This window comes from Paraburkholderia sp. Clong3, assembly GCF_050436485.1.
GTDB classification, from domain to species: Bacteria; Pseudomonadota; Gammaproteobacteria; order Burkholderiales; family Burkholderiaceae; genus Paraburkholderia; species Paraburkholderia tuberum.
In genome coordinates this window covers 1,833,307-1,848,228 of the sequence record NZ_JBNDMH010000002.1, presented here as the reverse complement: position 1 = coordinate 1,848,228, position 14,922 = coordinate 1,833,307, and the positions used below count along the sequence as shown (strand labels likewise).

The window sequence follows — 14,922 nt, the reverse complement described above, 5'->3', positions numbered from 1 at the left end:
GGTTGTCGATGTCTGCGATTGAATCGGTTCTTCAGGAACGTCGCGTTTTTCCGCCCTCCGCTGACACTGCGAAGGATGCCACGATCTCCGGCATGGACGCGTACCGGGCGCTCGCCGCCGAAGCGGAGCGCGACTACGAAGGCTTCTGGGGGCGTCTCGCGAAGGAGACGCTGAGTTGGCACAAGCCGTTTACGAAGGTGCTCGACGAATCGAAGGCGCCGTTCTACACGTGGTTCGAAGACGGCCAGCTGAACGCGTCGTATAACAGCATCGACCGTCACGTCGAGGCCGGCAACGGCGAGCGCGTCGCGATCGTGTTCGAAGCCGACGACGGTACCGTCACCAACGTCACCTATCAGGATCTGCTGCAACGCGTATCGCGCTTCGCGAATGCGCTGAAAAAACGCGGCGTGAAGAAAGGCGACCCGGTCGTCATCTATATGCCGATGTCGATCGAAGGCATCGTCGCGATGCAGGCGTGCGCGCGGATCGGCGCGACGCACTCGGTCGTGTTCGGCGGCTTCTCGTCGAAGTCGCTCAACGAGCGGCTCGTCGACGTCGGCGCGGTCGCGCTGATCACGTCCGACGAACAGATGCGCGGCGGCAAGGCTTTGCCGCTGAAGAACATCGCTGACGAAGCGCTCGCGCTCGGCGGCTGCGAGAAGGTCACGAGCGTGATCGTGTACCAGCGCACCGGCGGCAAGGTCGCGTGGGACGCAGGGCGCGACCTGTGGATGCACGAACTCGCGCAGGCCGAGTCGGATCAGTGCGCGCCCGAATGGGTCGGCGCCGAGCATCCGCTCTTCATCCTCTATACGTCGGGCTCGACCGGCAAGCCGAAGGGCGTGCAGCACAGCACCGGCGGCTATCTGCTGTGGGCCGCGCAAACGCTGAAATGGACCTTCGACTGGCGCCCCTCCGACGTGTTCTGGTGTACCGCCGACATCGGCTGGATCACCGGCCATAGCTACATTACGTACGGGCCGCTCACGCTTGGCGGCACCCAGGTCGTGTTCGAGGGCGTGCCGACCTATCCGGACGCCGGGCGCTTCTGGCAGATGATCGCGAAGCACAGGGTCACGCTGTTCTATACGGCTCCTACTGCGATCCGCTCGCTGATCAAGGCCTCCGAGGCCGACGCTAAAGTGCATCCGAAGAGCTACGACCTGTCGACGTTGCGCATCATCGGCACGGTCGGCGAACCGATCAATCCGGAAGCGTGGGTGTGGTACTACGAGAACGTCGGCGGCGGCCGCTGTCCGATCGTCGATACGTGGTGGCAGACCGAGACCGGCGGCCACATGATCGCGCCGATGCCGGGCGCGACGCCGCTCGTGCCGGGTTCGTGCACGCTGCCGCTTCCGGGCATCATGGCTGCGGTCGTCGACGAAACCGGGCAGGACGTGCCGAACGGGCAGGGCGGCATTCTGGTGGTCAAGCGCCCGTGGCCGGCGATGCTGCGCAACGTGTGGGGCGATCCGGACCGCTACAAGAAGAGCTACTTCCCCGACGAGCTCGGCGGCAGGCTCTACCTCGCCGGCGACGGCGCGGTGCGCGACAAGGAGACCGGCTACTTCACGATCATGGGCCGCATCGACGACGTGCTGAACGTGTCGGGCCATCGTCTCGGCACCATGGAGATCGAGTCGGCACTGGTGGCCAATCCGCTCGTAGCGGAAGCCGCCGTGGTGGGCCGCCCCGATGCGACGACCGGCGAGGCGGTGTGCGCGTTCGTGGTGCTCAAGCGTGCGCGTCCGCAAGGCGAAGAGGCCGTGAAGCTCGCGAACGACCTGCGCAACTGGGTCGGCAAGGAGATCGGTCCGATCGCGAAGCCGAAGGACATCCGCTTCGGGGAGAACCTGCCGAAGACGCGTTCGGGCAAGATCATGCGTCGTCTGTTGCGTTCGCTCGCGAAAGGCGAGGAAATCACCCAGGACGTGTCGACGCTGGAAAACCCGGCGATTCTCGATCAGCTCGGCGAGTCGATTTAAAGCGTTGTAAGCGGATCTGCGCGGACGGCGGCGGCGTGTCGATCGACACGCTTGCGGGCACGCCGCGCAGACCCGTTATTCGAGCGGACGGCTTGCGTCACGGCGTTGCGCGGACAATCCCAATTGCCTCGCCGATGCCTTTTTGATACATAGGCGCATGGCCGCGCCGCACCTATCCTCCCACGCCAGGTTGAACCCCCCGCCCGAACCGCCGCCGGTCTCGGCGGCGATGGCGCTCGCGCATCGCAGGTACTGGCGTTTCAACCTCGCGCTGATCGCGGTGCTGATGACGCTTGGCTTCTTCGTCTCTTTCGTCGTGCCATTGCTGGCGCCCGCGCTCGGGCAGGTGCACGCAGGCGGCTTCATGCTGCCGTTCTACTTTGGCGCACAAGGCGCAATCCTGATCTACCTCGCGTTGATCGTCGTCTATATCGTGCTGATGCAGCGCGCCGATCGTCAGTTGCAGCACGCGTTCGAAGCGGATTCGCAGCGCGATGCGGCAAGCGGTCCCGCCGCGGATTCCACCACCGGCGCGAACGATGACGTCAAGATCGACACAGACGCGCCGGCCGCGCGCGGGCGCTGAGCCGATGAAGCTCACGCATCGGCTGATCCGCTCGTACGCGCTCTATACGCTCGGCTTTCTGATATTCGTCTACGTGATGTGGCGCATCGAGCGCAGCACCGGTCCCGGGGTGTGGGTCGGCTATGTGTTCCTGTTCGTGCCGATCGCGGTGTATGCGGTGATCGGCGTGCTGTCGCGCACGTCCGACCTGGTCGAATATTACGTAGCGGGGCGGCGCGTGCCGTCGGCGTTCAACGGCATGGCGACCGCGGCCGACTGGTTGTCGGCCGCGTCGTTCATCGGTCTGGCCGGCTCGATCTACGCGACCGGCTACGACGGCCTCGCGTACCTGATGGGCTGGACCGGCGGCTATTGCCTCGTCGCGTTCCTGCTCGCGCCGTATGTGCGCAAGCTCGCGCGCTACACGATTCCCGATTTTCTCGGCACGCGCTATTCGAGCAACGCGGTGCGCGGCCTCGCGGCGCTCGCCGCGATCCTGTGCTCGTTCGTCTATCTGGTCGCGCAGATCCAGGGCGTCGGGTTGATCGCGACGCGCTTTATCGGCGTCGATTTCGCGGTCGGCATTTTCTGCGGGCTCGCGGGCATTCTGGTGTGCTCGTTTCTGGGCGGCATGCGTGCCGTCACGTGGACCCAGGTCGCGCAGTACATCATCCTGATCCTCGCGATGCTGATACCGGTATCGATGATCGCGCACAAGGACGGCCTCGGCTGGGTGCCGCAATTCAGCTATGGGCGCCTGATGGAGCGCATGGAAGGGCTCGAGAAACAGGTGCGCGACGCGCCGCTCGAGGAGCGCGTGCGCGACGACTATCGACGCCGCGCCGCGCTGATGCAACTGCGGCTCGATACGCTGCCGCAATCGTTCATCGACGAAAAGCAGCGGCTCACGCAGGAGGTCGGCGATCTGCGCCGCCATAACGGTCCGTTGCGCGAGATCAAGGAGCGCGAGCGCGCGCTCGAACAGTTTCCGCGCGATGCCGCCGCCGCGCAGATCGTCTGGAGTCAGAAGCGCGACGACATGCTGATGCGGGCGAGCGCGCCGGTGCCGATGCAGGAACCGTTTCCTGCTGTCGGTGAGGAAGACCGGAGCACGCACACGCGTAACTTTCTATCGCTGCTGCTGTGTCTGTCGCTTGGCACGGCGAGCCTGCCGCATATCCTGACGCGCTACAACACGACGACTTCGGTGGCGTCGGCGCGGCGCTCGGTCGGCTGGACGCTCTTTTTCGTCGCGCTGTTCTATCTGACCGTGCCGGTGCTGGCGGTGCTGATCAAGTACGAGATCCTGTCGAATCTGGTCGGCCATCATTTCGCCGATCTGCCGCAGTGGCTGATGCAATGGCGCAAGGTCGAACCGAGCCTGATCAGCCTCGCCGATACGAACGGCGACGGTATCGTGCGCTGGAGCGAGATCCAGATGCAGCCTGATATGGTCGTGCTCGCGGCGCCCGAGATCGCGGGGCTGCCGTATGTGATGTCGGGCTTGATCGCGGCGGGGGCGCTCGCGGCGGCGCTATCGACCGCGGATGGTCTGCTGCTGACGATCGCGAACGCGCTATCGCACGACGTGTACTACCACATGGTCGATCCGAACGCGTCGAGCCAGCGGCGCGTGACGATCTCGAAGATTCTGCTGCTGGGTGTCGCATTGTTCGCGTCGTACGTGGCGTCGCTGAATACGGGGAATATTCTGTTTCTGGTCGGGGCGGCGTTTTCGCTGGCGGCGTCGAGTCTGTTTCCGGCGCTCGTGCTCGGCGTATTCTGGAAACGCACGACGCGGCTCGGCGCGGTGGCGGGGATGGTCGCGGGGCTCGTCGTGTGCATCTACTACATCGTGTCGACGTATCCGTTCTTCACGCAGATGACGGGATTCACAGGTGCGCGCTGGTTTGGCATCGAGCCGATCAGTTCGGGCGTGTTCGGTGTGCCGGCGGGTTTTCTCGTGGCGATCGGGGTGAGTTTGCTCGATCGAAAGGCGGACGCTTATACGATCGCGCTGGTCGACTATATCCGGCATCCGTAGGCGGTTTGCGCGGGGCTTTGGCCAGGGTGTGGCGCAGGGCGCGAAGTTTGCTATAATTCGGCTCCCCGCCGGAGAGATGGATGAGCGGTTTAAGTCGCACGCCTGGAAAGCGTGTATAGGTTAATAGCCTATCGGGGGTTCGAATCCCCCTCTCTCCGCCAGGACACCAATGAATACGGGCCTTTCGGCCCGTTTTTATTTTCTACCCGCCAAAGAACCCACCAAAAGCGAAAACTGCCTTTTGGCCCCGTGATCGACCCCTGTGAGGAGTATGTCGTGGCTGGGTTGTGCTGAGGAACATTGCTGATTCTTCGAAAACGTCGGGCGCTACGCGCGCGCGTGATACCTGTTGTCATTCCTGTCCACCCAAACTTCAGAACGGCCCCCTAACGCGTGCTCAAACGAGCTTGCTAATAGGCTGCGTCGTTCAACTCTTTGAATTGGCCGGCAAATCATCCGCCACAGTACCCATTCAGTTACCCTTCCAAGAACAGGCTGGATCGCTAATAAGAAACGGGAAAACAAAGTGCAATTCATTGGCAATGGACCGGATATTCCGGATGAGCTCTTACAGGCGCAAGAAGAGGGCCGCGTGGTTTTTTTCTGCGGCGCTGGTATTTCCTATCCCGCCGGCTTGCCGGGATTCAGGGGGCTGGTGGAGCAGATCTACCATCTCAACGGCACGGCTCCCACCGACATCGAGCGAGAGGCCTTCGACCGCGGGCAATTTGACGCGACACTCGATCTGTTAGAGCGACGTCTGCCGGGGCAGCGCCTTGCCGTTCGACGTGCGCTGGTGCAAGCGCTAAAACCCAAATTGCGCCGCAAGGGCGCCACCGATACGCAGGCGGCATTGTTACGGCTGGCGCGCAGCCGTGAAGGTGCGCTGCGGCTTGTCACAACCAACTTCGACCGCGTGTTTCACGCGGCGGCCAAACGCATAGGTCAAGCGTTCCAGACGTATGCTGCTCCGATGTTGCCGATCCCGAAGAACAGCCGCTGGAACGGGTTGGTCTACCTGCACGGCCTGCTGTCCGAGAAGCCGGACGACACGGTCTTGAACCGGCTGGTACTCACCAGCGGCGATTTCGGCCTTGCCTATCTCACCGAACGCTGGGCAGCGCGCTTCGTGAGCGAACTGTTTCGCAACTATGTCGTCTGCTTCGTTGGTTACAGTATCAACGATCCGGTTTTGCGCTACATGATGGATGCGTTGGCTGCTGATCGGATGTTAGGCGAAGTTACGCCACAAGCGTGGGCACTGGGCGATTGCGGGCCGGGACAGGAGCACCGCAAGACCATCGAGTGGGAAGCCAAGGGTGTCACGCCCATCCTCTACGAAGTTCCCGCCGGGAGCCACGACCATTCAGCGCTGCACCAGACGTTGCAAGCATGGGCGGAAGTCTATCGTGACGGTGTGCTGGGTAAGGAACGGATTGTCGTCGGTCACGCCCTGGCGCGCCCATCGGCAAGTACGCAGCAGGACGACTTCGTCGGCCGTATGTTGTGGGCTTTGTCGGACAAGTCGGGACTGCCAGCCAAACGTTTTGCCGATTTCAACCCGGTTCCGTCGCTGGACTGGTTGCTGGAGGCCTTCTCGGACGAGCGTTTTCAGCACAGCGATCTGAGCCGCTTCCGCGTGCCTCCTCACGACGACGTAGACGCCAAGCTGCGTTTCAGCCTGATTCGCCGACCGGCGCCCTATGACCTCGCACCACCGATGCTGCTGGTCTCCGGTGGTCTCAGAGGCAGTCAGTGGGATGACGTGATGGCCCATCTGGCTCGCTGGCTGGTACGCCATCTGGATGACCCGAGACTGATCATCTGGATTGCGCAGCGCGGTGCGCAGCTGCACGATCGCTGGCCGTGGCTGATCGAACACCAACTGGATCGCTTTGCCTCACTGGTGCGTGACAACAAAACTGCCGAACTGGAGGAAATCCGCTCACAGGCGCCAAGGGCCATCCCTAGGCCGTTGATGCGCACGCTCTGGCAGCTGCTGCTGAGCGGCCGGGTGAGAACATCGTGGCAAAACCCTGATCTGTAGCGTTGGCAGGGGCGATTGAAGCGCGAGGGGCTGACCACCACTTTGCGACTGGAGTTGCGCGACCTGCTCGCACCCAAGGTAAACTTGAAAAAGCCGTTTCGCTGGGACGACGAGGCAGAAAACACAAACGAGCCCGCGCGCTTGCGGGAACTGGTGGATTGGGAACTCGTGCTGTCCGTCGATCACGTCCACTCGGCCCTGCGCGATCTCACCGATGAGCACTGGATGTCCGCGTTGCCCCAGCTATTGGAGGACTTCCAGCAACTGCTGCGCGATGCGCTGGACCTGCTGCGCGAGCTGGGTGCGGCTGACGACCGCAGTGACCGATCGCACTGGGACCTCCCGTCGATTAGCCCGCATTGGCAAAACCGTGGCTTCCGCGACTGGGTAATATTGGTCGAGCTGCTGCGCGATGCTTGGCAGGCAGTTCGCGAGATCGATAACGGCCGCGCCACGCGGATTGCTCTGGCGTGGTTCGATCTGCCGTACCCCACCTTTAAACGACTGGCTTTGTTTGCTGCCAGTCAAGACGCTTGCATCGCACCCGAGCAATGGGTCAGCTGGCTGTTGGCCGATGATGCGTGGTGGTTGTGGGCTACAGATACAGGCCGGGAGGTGTTCAGGTTGTTGGTGTTGCAGGGGCACCAATTGGCAGGAACAATTCAGGAACGTCTGGAATCGGCGATCTTGACTGGGCCGCCGCGTGAAAAGTACCGGCATGACCTTGAACCGGACCGGTGGCAAGAACTGGTGGCACGTTCGGTTTGGCTGCATCTGGCTAAGCTGAATGCATCCGGCCTCGCACTGGGGGTAACCGCTCAGACACGGTTGGCGGAGCTGTCCAGCGCATACCCGCAATGGCAGCTGACGGTGAACGAGCGCGACGAGTTTTCGCACTGGATGAGCGGCACTGGCGATCCGGACTACGAGGACAACCGCGACATCGACATTGCCCCCCGCAAGCGGAGAGAGCTCGTGCAATGGCTCACTAAGCCGCTGCCCGAAGGGCAGCCGTTCTATGAAGACACGTGGCGCGAAGTTTGCCGAACTCGCTTCTTTCACAGCCTTTACGCACTATGCGATTTAGCACGTGATGGAGCATGGCCAGTCGGGCGATGGCGTGAGGCATTACAGGTCTGGAGCGAAGAGGCGACGACATTGCGATCTTGGCGATATGCCGCGCCACTGGTGCAGACAATGCCCGACACCGTCATTCAGGAAATTGTCCACAGTGTGACGTGGTGGGCTGAGGCCGCGTCCAAATCAATCAACCGACACGAGGCAATCCTGCTGAACCTGTGCCGTCGCGTCCTGGCTCTGCCGCTCGAAGCAGGCACGGGCATAACGCGCAATGGCGAGCCGATTGGCCAGCCGGTTACAGAGGCTATCAATCATCCGGTCGGCCACGTCACGCAGGCGCTGATCAATCTGTGGTTCAAACGGAGTCCGAACGACAACGATCAGCTTCCTGCCGATATCGAACCGTTCTTCACTGAACTGTGCGATGCGCGGGTCGCACGGTTTCGTCATGGTCGGGTCCTGCTGGGGGCGCAACTAATCGCGCTCTTCCGCGTGGACCGCTCGTGGACCGAGCAGTACCTGTTGCCGCTGTTCAGTTGGAGTCGTCCGGCCGAAGCGAAAGCTGTATGGGAAGGCTTCCTGTGGTCCCCACGTTTGTACCAGCCCTTGTTGATTGCATTCAAACCGCAGTTCCTCGAAACCGCAAATCACTACGCCGACTTGGGCGAACACCGTCAGCAGTTCGCTGCTTTCCTGACTTATGCGGCGCTGGGGCCAATCGAGGGCTACACATTGGACGAGTTCCGATCTGCCACTGGAGCATTGCCTCAAGAAGGATTGGAGGAGTCAGCTCAGGCACTCTCTCAGACACTTGAAGGCTCTGCCGATCAGCGAGAAGATTATTGGAGAAATCGTGTGCAACGCTTCTGGCAGGACGTTTGGCCTAAGTCCCGCGACCTTGCCACTCCTCGAATCGCGGAATCGTTAACCCGACTGATCATTGCTGCCCGCGCTGAATTTCCGGCTGCTTTGGCTGCGGTGCAGGACTGGCTGCAACCAATTGAACACCCCGACTACATTGTGCATCTGCTGCACGAATCGGGTTTATGCGGACGATATCCGCAAGATGCTCTGCATCTGTTGACGGCGGCGTAAATCCGCACATAAATGGCGGCACAAGGTTCACCAGGACCGTCAACAATGAAGCGCCGTTGACGGCCTCGGTCGGGGTGGCCGGTCCCAATCAGAATGGATCGCCGATGTCGTTGAGATTGGGATCCTCGGGAGGGGAATGCTGTTCGTGCAGCAGGTCATGCAGGGCGAGGTCATAGTGCATGCAGATCCGGGCACGCAGATCCCCGATGAGTTCGACGACGGCGAGCGCCTGTTCCGGCGACCAGTTGTCCGGTATCAGGAAGTCGAGCCCACGGGTGATGCCCGAAGGCAGGTGTGCCAGGCGCTTCATGATTTCTTCTCCGCACGCGCGCTACTGCGTCTGCTGGCGCGTTGCTCGGCCCTCTCGCGCGCTTCCTTGACCCGGTAGGACTCGCCCTCGATGGCAATGACTTCGGCGCGATGGACCAGCCGGTCAACGAGCGAGACGACACAGGCGGCGTTCGGGAACACCTCGTGCCATTCGGAGAACGGTCTGTTGGTTGTGACCACGGTACTTGCCGATCCGTACCTGCGGCTGACCAGTTCGAACAGCAGATCGGCGTGGCGGTTTGAGTACGAGAGGTAACCGACCTCATCAATCACCAGGACGTCAGGGGATGCATAGCGGCGCAGGCGTCGACGCAGCGCCGAATCGCTGTCCAGTGCGGCCAGTTCGCCGAGCATCTGACCGGCGGTAGTGAACAGCGCGGTGTGACCGTGCACGAGCGCCTGATAGGCGAGATTGAGCGCGAGGGTTGACTTGCCGACACCATTCGGGCCGATCAACACGACGTTGGCGGTATCCCTGACGAACCCGAGCGACATCAACTCTTCAACGGCAAGCCGGTCGCAGCGCGTGGGCCAGCTCCAGTCGAAGTCGCACAGCGGCTTGAAGTTGCCCAGGCGGGCATCGCGGATACGTCGCTCCAGTGATCGGCGGGCGCGCTCATCCTCTTCCCACTGCAACAGCGGCGCGACCCACTGTTCGGCGGCCACATCGGTCCAATGCGCGAGCAGTCCGTACAGACGCAGGGCGTTCGCGCGCCCATGAAGGTTCTCAGGCGTGTTCATCGGCGCCTCCCGCAAGCTGGTCGTAGATGTCGAGCCGGTGTGGTGTCACCAGCGTGTCCTTGTTGCGCACGTGTTCGGGCAGGATGAGGGTGACTGGCGGCGGGGCCTGCCGTGCCTCGCGCCGGCGCTCAAGCGCCAGACGTACCGGATTGGGATGAGGCGCCGCGTCGCTGGCAAGGGTTTCCTCGATCGCGGCCTGCAGTTCGGCCGGGCCATAGCGGTCGAGCAGTCGCAGCAGGTGCGTGGTGATATTGCCCAGATTGCCGCCACGCTCAGCGGCGTGCAGCATCAGGGTCCGGCTGGCCGGCGCAGCCCGGGCCAGATGATCAAGACCGCGATGGTGACGGGCCTCGTGCTTCCTTGCGACGAGCGCATCGATGTGTGCGGCAATCTCGATCTGCGCGCCGCGATCGTAACTGCGTTCATGGGTGGCGAGCAGATCGGCGCCGTCGAGAATGCGTACGCGCCGGGGATCAGCTCGTACCGTGAGCGTGCGTCGCACATGGGTATACGGGATCGTATAGTCGTTCAGGTCGAAGCGCACGTAGGGCGTCTTGCCGACCTTCACGGCGAGAAGCAGCTCACACGGGTACGGATTCTCCGGCAACGTGAGCAGGCTGGGCTGTTCGCGCCCGAAGGCCTCGCGCACGGTGATCATGGGTTCTTCGCGGCAGGGCCGCTCAGCAGCGGGTCCCGCGCACCAGATTGCCGCCTGGGCGTTGAGATCGTCGAGGTCCGTGAATCTGCGAGCGGCAAAGAAGCTCTCGCGTACAAAGCGGATTGCCCGTTCAACGCGCCCCTTCTCGTTGCCCCGTGCGACAGCCACCGGACGAGGCTCATAACGATGATGCGCGGCGAACGCGAGCAATGTCGGGTGGAAGCGGATCGCATCGCCCTGACGCTCAAGCACGGCGCTACGCAGGTTATCGTAAAGCAGAACCCTGGGGACCCCGGACCATGCTTCGAAGGCGCCGGCATGTCCTGCCAGGAAACTGTCCATACGGGCATCGAGGAAGAAGCGCAGATAGATCTGCCGTGACCACGACAGCACCATCACGAAGGCCATCAGCGGTCGTCGTGCCCGACCGATCTGCAGGTGACCGAAGCTGGCCCAATCGACCTGCGCCTGTTCCCCGGGCAGCGTGCGCAGGCGCAGGTAAGCCTCAGGTACCGGGCGTGGCCGGTGCAGCGAGATCAGGTGCCGGAAGTGGTGGTGACTGCCCCGGTAGCCGCGCTCATACACCATCGCATACAGGCGACTGGCCGTGAGCGAGGGAAACTTCTTTAGCGTCTCGTGGATGAACGGCAGGTAAGCATCGATCTGTGAGGCTCGCTGCACGGCGCCAATCCTGGGCAGGCCGGCCTGGGCCAGCACGCGCTGGACGGTGCCGCGGTGCACGCGCAACTGGCGCGCGATGGTGCCGCAACGCCACTTCTCCACGTGGTAATAGCGCAGGATCTGCGCCTCGAGTTCAGCTCCAATGGTCATGGGTCGTTTCCTGTTCTGTCAGTAGTAGTACGAACATCACGGAAGACCCGACGGCGCAGTGGCCCGATGCGTACAAGGCCCGAACAGATGCGGCGACAGAAGCAGCAAGGCGTCGATCCGGGCGCGGCGACAGTGGATGTCGATGCGGTGGCCGTCGTCGTCGAAGTCAGTGGCAGTAGAGCATTGGCGACGGGTGTCGGGGAACGCTGATGCGTCACTTTATTGAGGCGCTGACGATAGCGACGCATCCGTTCGGCATGTGCAAAGCGGCCACGACGACTGAGTTGATAGCGTTGGCCAGCCTCGCGCAGGCGGGCGCGGCGCGAGGCCTGTGAGCAGTCGCCACCGCAGTAAATCTGGCCGCGATCGCAACGGCGGCACACGACGACCTGCGCCCGGCAGCGGGCGCACAGAAAGAGGCGGCCAGTGGCCGGCATCGGCAGTCCCCGTCAATGCCGAAGCGGAATCGACGAGGCGGATCAGCCGTGCCATACTGGCCCGGCACCCGTACCCCGTTGTGCGCGTGTGGGGCTCGACACTGGAATGAACTTGGCGGTTAGGACCGGTGTCGGGCCTGTTTCTTCGGCGGTCAGTTGTAGTCGTTCTTCTACCGCATCCCGATTCCCGCGTCATCCCCCTGCCGAACCGAACATCCCCGGTGCGTCTGCGCTCGCCCTACGGGCTCCCTCCGACGCACCCGAATGTGAGCCTCATGAAACGTCCCAGAGTCGCCGGGCTGAACAGCAATCGCGTCGCCCGGCTGTCCGACGCCGCCATCCAATGTCGGATTCCGACCGCCATTCACAGCATCTGCTGGACACAGTTATTGTCGACCAACAATGGGTCCCTCGGGAATTGGAGCAGTGTTTGAACGAGATCGAGAGAGCGGCGCCAGATCTTCTACGAGACACCCGTTACCAGCGTTTGCGCGAGTATTCGCGGAGAAGAGGGATGTCTTAACGAAGGGAGTCGCACTCCATGACTTAGCTCCGTCCTTAATGTTCGCTTGGGGTCGCCTGTCCGCCTATCCGCCTATCGCCCTCGGGGGGCGGCCGAAACCGGCTGGCGGATTCAAAGCGGACGTTGGAGCCGGTCGTTCACGGTGTCTCCCAGGCACGCTGAGAAAGCCTGTTCACGAAGACGGCTCCCTCACCTGCGGCTAACCCGACGTTCTCAATGGTGCTCCCGGTCACGCACATCCGGCAGCCCGCGCGCAGCCATCGCATCAGCGATTGGCGGTGACGACGCGCTGTCTTCACGTGACTGGTCGACACCGCGGGCAGGAAGGGCGGTAGACGCGTTCGAAATGGTGACATCCGACGATTCGGGCCGGCTGGGCGCCGCGGACGCATTTTGTACGTCAACGCTGCTCGTCGCGCGCACTGTCGCCCCCGACAGATTCGCGTCATTGAGCGTGGGCGCAGGCTCACTGGCCATCGGCGTCGCGTCGATGGCGGGGGTATCGACGGTAGAAGCAGGCCGCGAATCGGGTGTGGAATGAGGTACGTTTTTTCCACCAAAAATAGCCAAGGCGACCACGAAGATGACAATCGCGCCGATGCCGGCACCAGCTCTCCTCGTGTTCGTGCTCCGGCAGGCGGGGCTGTGGAGAGAAACCGAACGTCCTTTCGGATACCAGGTATGCCCGCATGCACCGCACGTGTTTAGCGGTCTTTTAGCCATTTCTAAATACGAGGTTTGCGACCATTCCTCGGCTTACTGGGAGCAGCTCATGCCCATATCGCGATAGCCGACATTGCATTCATAGTGGTTGCCGTCTGCGGCAAGGTGAGCGTTGTCGGGAATGAAGACAGGTGCGCAACGGTCAACCGTGTAGTGATATCCGTAGTTGCATGCCCAGCCAGACGGATTCTCTGTACGCGATCCATTGACGACACCCCTCAGAGTAAGGGCGCGGTTGTCATGAGATGTGGTACAGGGCTCAGTCAGCGGAGATCGATGGGCATCTTCCAGGGCAAGAGCGCGTCGTAGTCGTCGACGGTCTGTGCCAGCGGGAGACGCTGTAACAGCCAGGTGAGATAGCGATACGGATCAATGCTGTTCGCCTTGCAGGTTTCGACCAGTGAGTAGAGATTGGCGCTCGCGTTTGCGCCATCGACGGTGTCAGCAAACAACCAGCCGCGGCGTCCCAGGCAGAACGGGCGAATGGAATTTTCGCAAGGGTTGTTCGATATGGGCCAGTTGCCGTCTTCAACGTAACGGATCAGCTTCGGCCACTGCCCGTGCAGATAGGTCAGCGCCTTGCCGAGCAGACTGTTGGGGACGACGCCAGGCGAGTGCTCAAGCATCAGCTTTTCGATAACATCGAGTACGCACGCGCTGTATCGTCGTCGCAATCGCTGTCGTCGCCCAGCCGTCCACGTCTGGCTTCGCGCTTCGGCCGCGAACAGTTTTCCGATCAGGCTGATGAAGCGTGTCGCGAGCAGATCGGGCGGGCGCGCTGCTTTGGGGACATTGTCTTCCGCCTTCACAAAGTACCGTCTTGCGTGCGTCCAGCATCCGAGGTGCACGAGCTGGTACTGTTCAGCGATGCCGTTGTAGGGTTCGTATCCATCGGTCATCAGGGCGGCACCTTTACGGACACCGGCAAACAGCCTGTCAGCCAGCCTGGCGCCACGACCTGGCGTATAGGTGAAGCAACGGATGGGGATGCCCGAACCGGTCATCTGCGCCCACAGATAGCTTTTCGTTTGCGGCTTTCGCCCTTGCTCCTTCAGGACCTGGAACGTCGTCTCGTCGCCGTAGATCAGTTCGGCATCGAGCAGCGCATCGCGCATCAGGTTGATGACGGGTTGCGTCGCAAGACCGACGCGGACCATGCTCGCGGCAATCGTGTTCGACGAGATGTCGCCGCCGAAGCGACGCAGCAGACCGGCCTGGCGATAGAGCGGCATGCCGAACTGGTACTTGCCGGTGGCGATCCACGCGAGCGCCGATTCACTCAGCAGCCCCCGCGGGATGATACGGGGCGGTGCCGGCGTAACCTTGATGCCGAGATCGCAACATAGGCAGGCGTACTTGATACGCTGATGCTGGGTGACTCGCAACTGCTCGGGAATGACATTGAGCTGCTCACTGATCTCGACGCCGATCTCGACGAGCGCGTGTCCGTCGTGATCGCAGAAGCGCTCTGCCTCAGGGAGTTCGTGTCGCACGACATCACGCGGCAGATTGGGATCGAGAGGCTTGCGGTGGCCGCGCTTCTTGCGCTTGTGGGCCGCGACCTCGGTTCCGGGGGTATCTTCCTGCGCGGGAGTGGCGTTCGCGCCGAGCGCTTCGGCTTCGTTGAACAGGCCGAACTGGTCCGAGGCGCGCGCTTCGCTTTTCGCGCCAAACAGTTCGCGACGGTAAGCGCGCAGTCGTTCCTCGGCGAGATCGCGCTCAGCTGTCACGAGGCGCAGTGCGCTGCGAACCTCCTCATGATCGCGCTGAAGCGAACCATAGGCCTCTCGCATCGCGAGCAGTGCCTTGAGTTCGTCGGCGTCGATGATCACGTTGATCGGCATACCGCTTAGACCG

General features: G+C 62.4%; 12 protein-coding genes and 1 tRNA gene. 8 read left to right on the top strand and 5 right to left on the bottom strand.

Features of this window, described 5'->3' with window-relative positions; all coding sequences use genetic code 11:
* Positions 1–8: 8 nt before the first annotated feature.
* The 6 genes from acs to OKW30_RS12645 all read left to right on the top strand — a co-directional run bounded on the left by acs (position 9) and on the right by OKW30_RS12645 (position 8,822).
* Positions 9–1,991, top strand: a complete 1,983-nt coding sequence (acs, locus tag OKW30_RS12670; protein ID WP_429346849.1) for an acetate--CoA ligase — start codon at positions 9–11, stop codon at positions 1,989–1,991.
* A 157-nt stretch (positions 1,992–2,148) separates the two neighbouring features.
* Positions 2,149–2,577 (top strand): DUF4212 domain-containing protein, encoded by a 429-nt coding sequence (locus OKW30_RS12665; RefSeq protein ID WP_429346848.1) that lies wholly within the window; start codon positions 2,149–2,151, stop codon positions 2,575–2,577.
* 4 nt (positions 2,578–2,581) lie between these two features.
* Complete coding sequence (locus tag OKW30_RS12660) at positions 2,582–4,600, top strand: sodium:solute symporter family protein (RefSeq protein WP_429347748.1); 2,019 nt, start codon at positions 2,582–2,584, stop codon at positions 4,598–4,600.
* Positions 4,601–4,670: 70 nt separating this feature from the next.
* A tRNA-Ser gene (locus tag OKW30_RS12655) sits at positions 4,671–4,761 on the top strand.
* 365 nt (positions 4,762–5,126) lie between these two features.
* The gene (locus OKW30_RS12650) at positions 5,127–6,647 is read left to right on the top strand and encodes an SIR2 family protein (RefSeq protein WP_429346847.1); all 1,521 of its coding nucleotides are present in this window, start codon (positions 5,127–5,129) and stop codon (positions 6,645–6,647) included.
* A 15-nt stretch (positions 6,648–6,662) separates the two neighbouring features.
* Positions 6,663–8,822: a hypothetical protein gene (locus OKW30_RS12645; protein ID WP_429346846.1), complete on the top strand. Its 2,160-nt coding sequence runs from the start codon at positions 6,663–6,665 to the stop codon at positions 8,820–8,822.
* Positions 8,823–8,910: 88 nt separating this feature from the next.
* Here OKW30_RS12645 and OKW30_RS12640 read toward each other — a convergent pair whose 3' ends face one another.
* The 3 genes from OKW30_RS12640 to istA are packed head-to-tail and all read right to left on the bottom strand — an operon-like array spanning position 8,911 to position 11,382.
* Positions 8,911–9,132 (bottom strand): hypothetical protein, encoded by a 222-nt coding sequence (locus OKW30_RS12640; RefSeq protein WP_429345678.1) that lies wholly within the window; start codon positions 9,130–9,132, stop codon positions 8,911–8,913.
* Positions 9,129–9,893: an IS21-like element helper ATPase IstB gene (gene istB, locus OKW30_RS12635; RefSeq protein WP_429345679.1), complete on the bottom strand. Its 765-nt coding sequence runs from the start codon at positions 9,891–9,893 to the stop codon at positions 9,129–9,131. Before istB ends, OKW30_RS12640 begins: the two co-directional genes overlap by 4 nt.
* A complete protein-coding gene (gene istA / locus OKW30_RS12630; protein WP_429345680.1) occupies positions 9,880–11,382 on the bottom strand; it encodes an IS21 family transposase in 1,503 nt (500 codons plus the stop codon). The genes istB and istA overlap by 14 nt, the downstream gene beginning before the upstream one ends.
* 66 nt (positions 11,383–11,448) lie before the next feature.
* On the opposite strand from istA, the gene OKW30_RS12625 reads away from it, so the two are divergent.
* Both OKW30_RS12625 and OKW30_RS12620 read left to right on the top strand, forming a co-directional pair.
* Positions 11,449–11,592 (top strand): hypothetical protein, encoded by a 144-nt coding sequence (locus tag OKW30_RS12625; RefSeq protein ID WP_176133875.1) that lies wholly within the window; start codon positions 11,449–11,451, stop codon positions 11,590–11,592.
* The gene (locus OKW30_RS12620) at positions 11,592–11,717 is read left to right on the top strand and encodes a hypothetical protein (RefSeq protein WP_256211476.1); all 126 of its coding nucleotides are present in this window, start codon (positions 11,592–11,594) and stop codon (positions 11,715–11,717) included. The genes OKW30_RS12625 and OKW30_RS12620 overlap by 1 nt, the downstream gene beginning before the upstream one ends.
* Positions 11,718–12,555: 838 nt before the next feature.
* Here OKW30_RS12620 and OKW30_RS12615 read toward each other — a convergent pair.
* Positions 12,556–12,912: a hypothetical protein gene (locus tag OKW30_RS12615; RefSeq protein ID WP_429346845.1), complete on the bottom strand. Its 357-nt coding sequence runs from the start codon at positions 12,910–12,912 to the stop codon at positions 12,556–12,558.
* Between the two features lie 416 nt (positions 12,913–13,328).
* Complete coding sequence (gene tnpC, locus OKW30_RS12610; protein WP_429346844.1) at positions 13,329–14,909, bottom strand: IS66 family transposase; 1,581 nt, start codon at positions 14,907–14,909, stop codon at positions 13,329–13,331.
* Positions 14,910–14,922: the final 13 nt, after the last annotated feature.

Coding starts and splice junctions, on each gene's coding strand:
- acs (WP_429346849.1), top strand. CDS start 9: ATGTCTGCGATTGAATCGGTTCTTCAGGAACGTCGCGTTTTTCCGCCC.
- OKW30_RS12665 (WP_429346848.1), top strand. CDS start 2,149: ATGGCCGCGCCGCACCTATCCTCCCACGCCAGGTTGAACCCCCCGCCC.
- OKW30_RS12660 (WP_429347748.1), top strand. CDS start 2,582: ATGAAGCTCACGCATCGGCTGATCCGCTCGTACGCGCTCTATACGCTC.
- OKW30_RS12640 (WP_429345678.1), bottom strand. CDS start 9,132: ATGAAGCGCCTGGCACACCTGCCTTCGGGCATCACCCGTGGGCTCGAC.
- istB (WP_429345679.1), bottom strand. CDS start 9,893: ATGAACACGCCTGAGAACCTTCATGGGCGCGCGAACGCCCTGCGTCTG.
- istA (WP_429345680.1), bottom strand. CDS start 11,382: ATGACCATTGGAGCTGAACTCGAGGCGCAGATCCTGCGCTATTACCAC.
- OKW30_RS12625 (WP_176133875.1), top strand. CDS start 11,449: ATGCGTACAAGGCCCGAACAGATGCGGCGACAGAAGCAGCAAGGCGTC.
- OKW30_RS12620 (WP_256211476.1), top strand. CDS start 11,592: ATGCGTCACTTTATTGAGGCGCTGACGATAGCGACGCATCCGTTCGGC.
- tnpC (WP_429346844.1), bottom strand. CDS start 14,909: ATGCCGATCAACGTGATCATCGACGCCGACGAACTCAAGGCACTGCTC.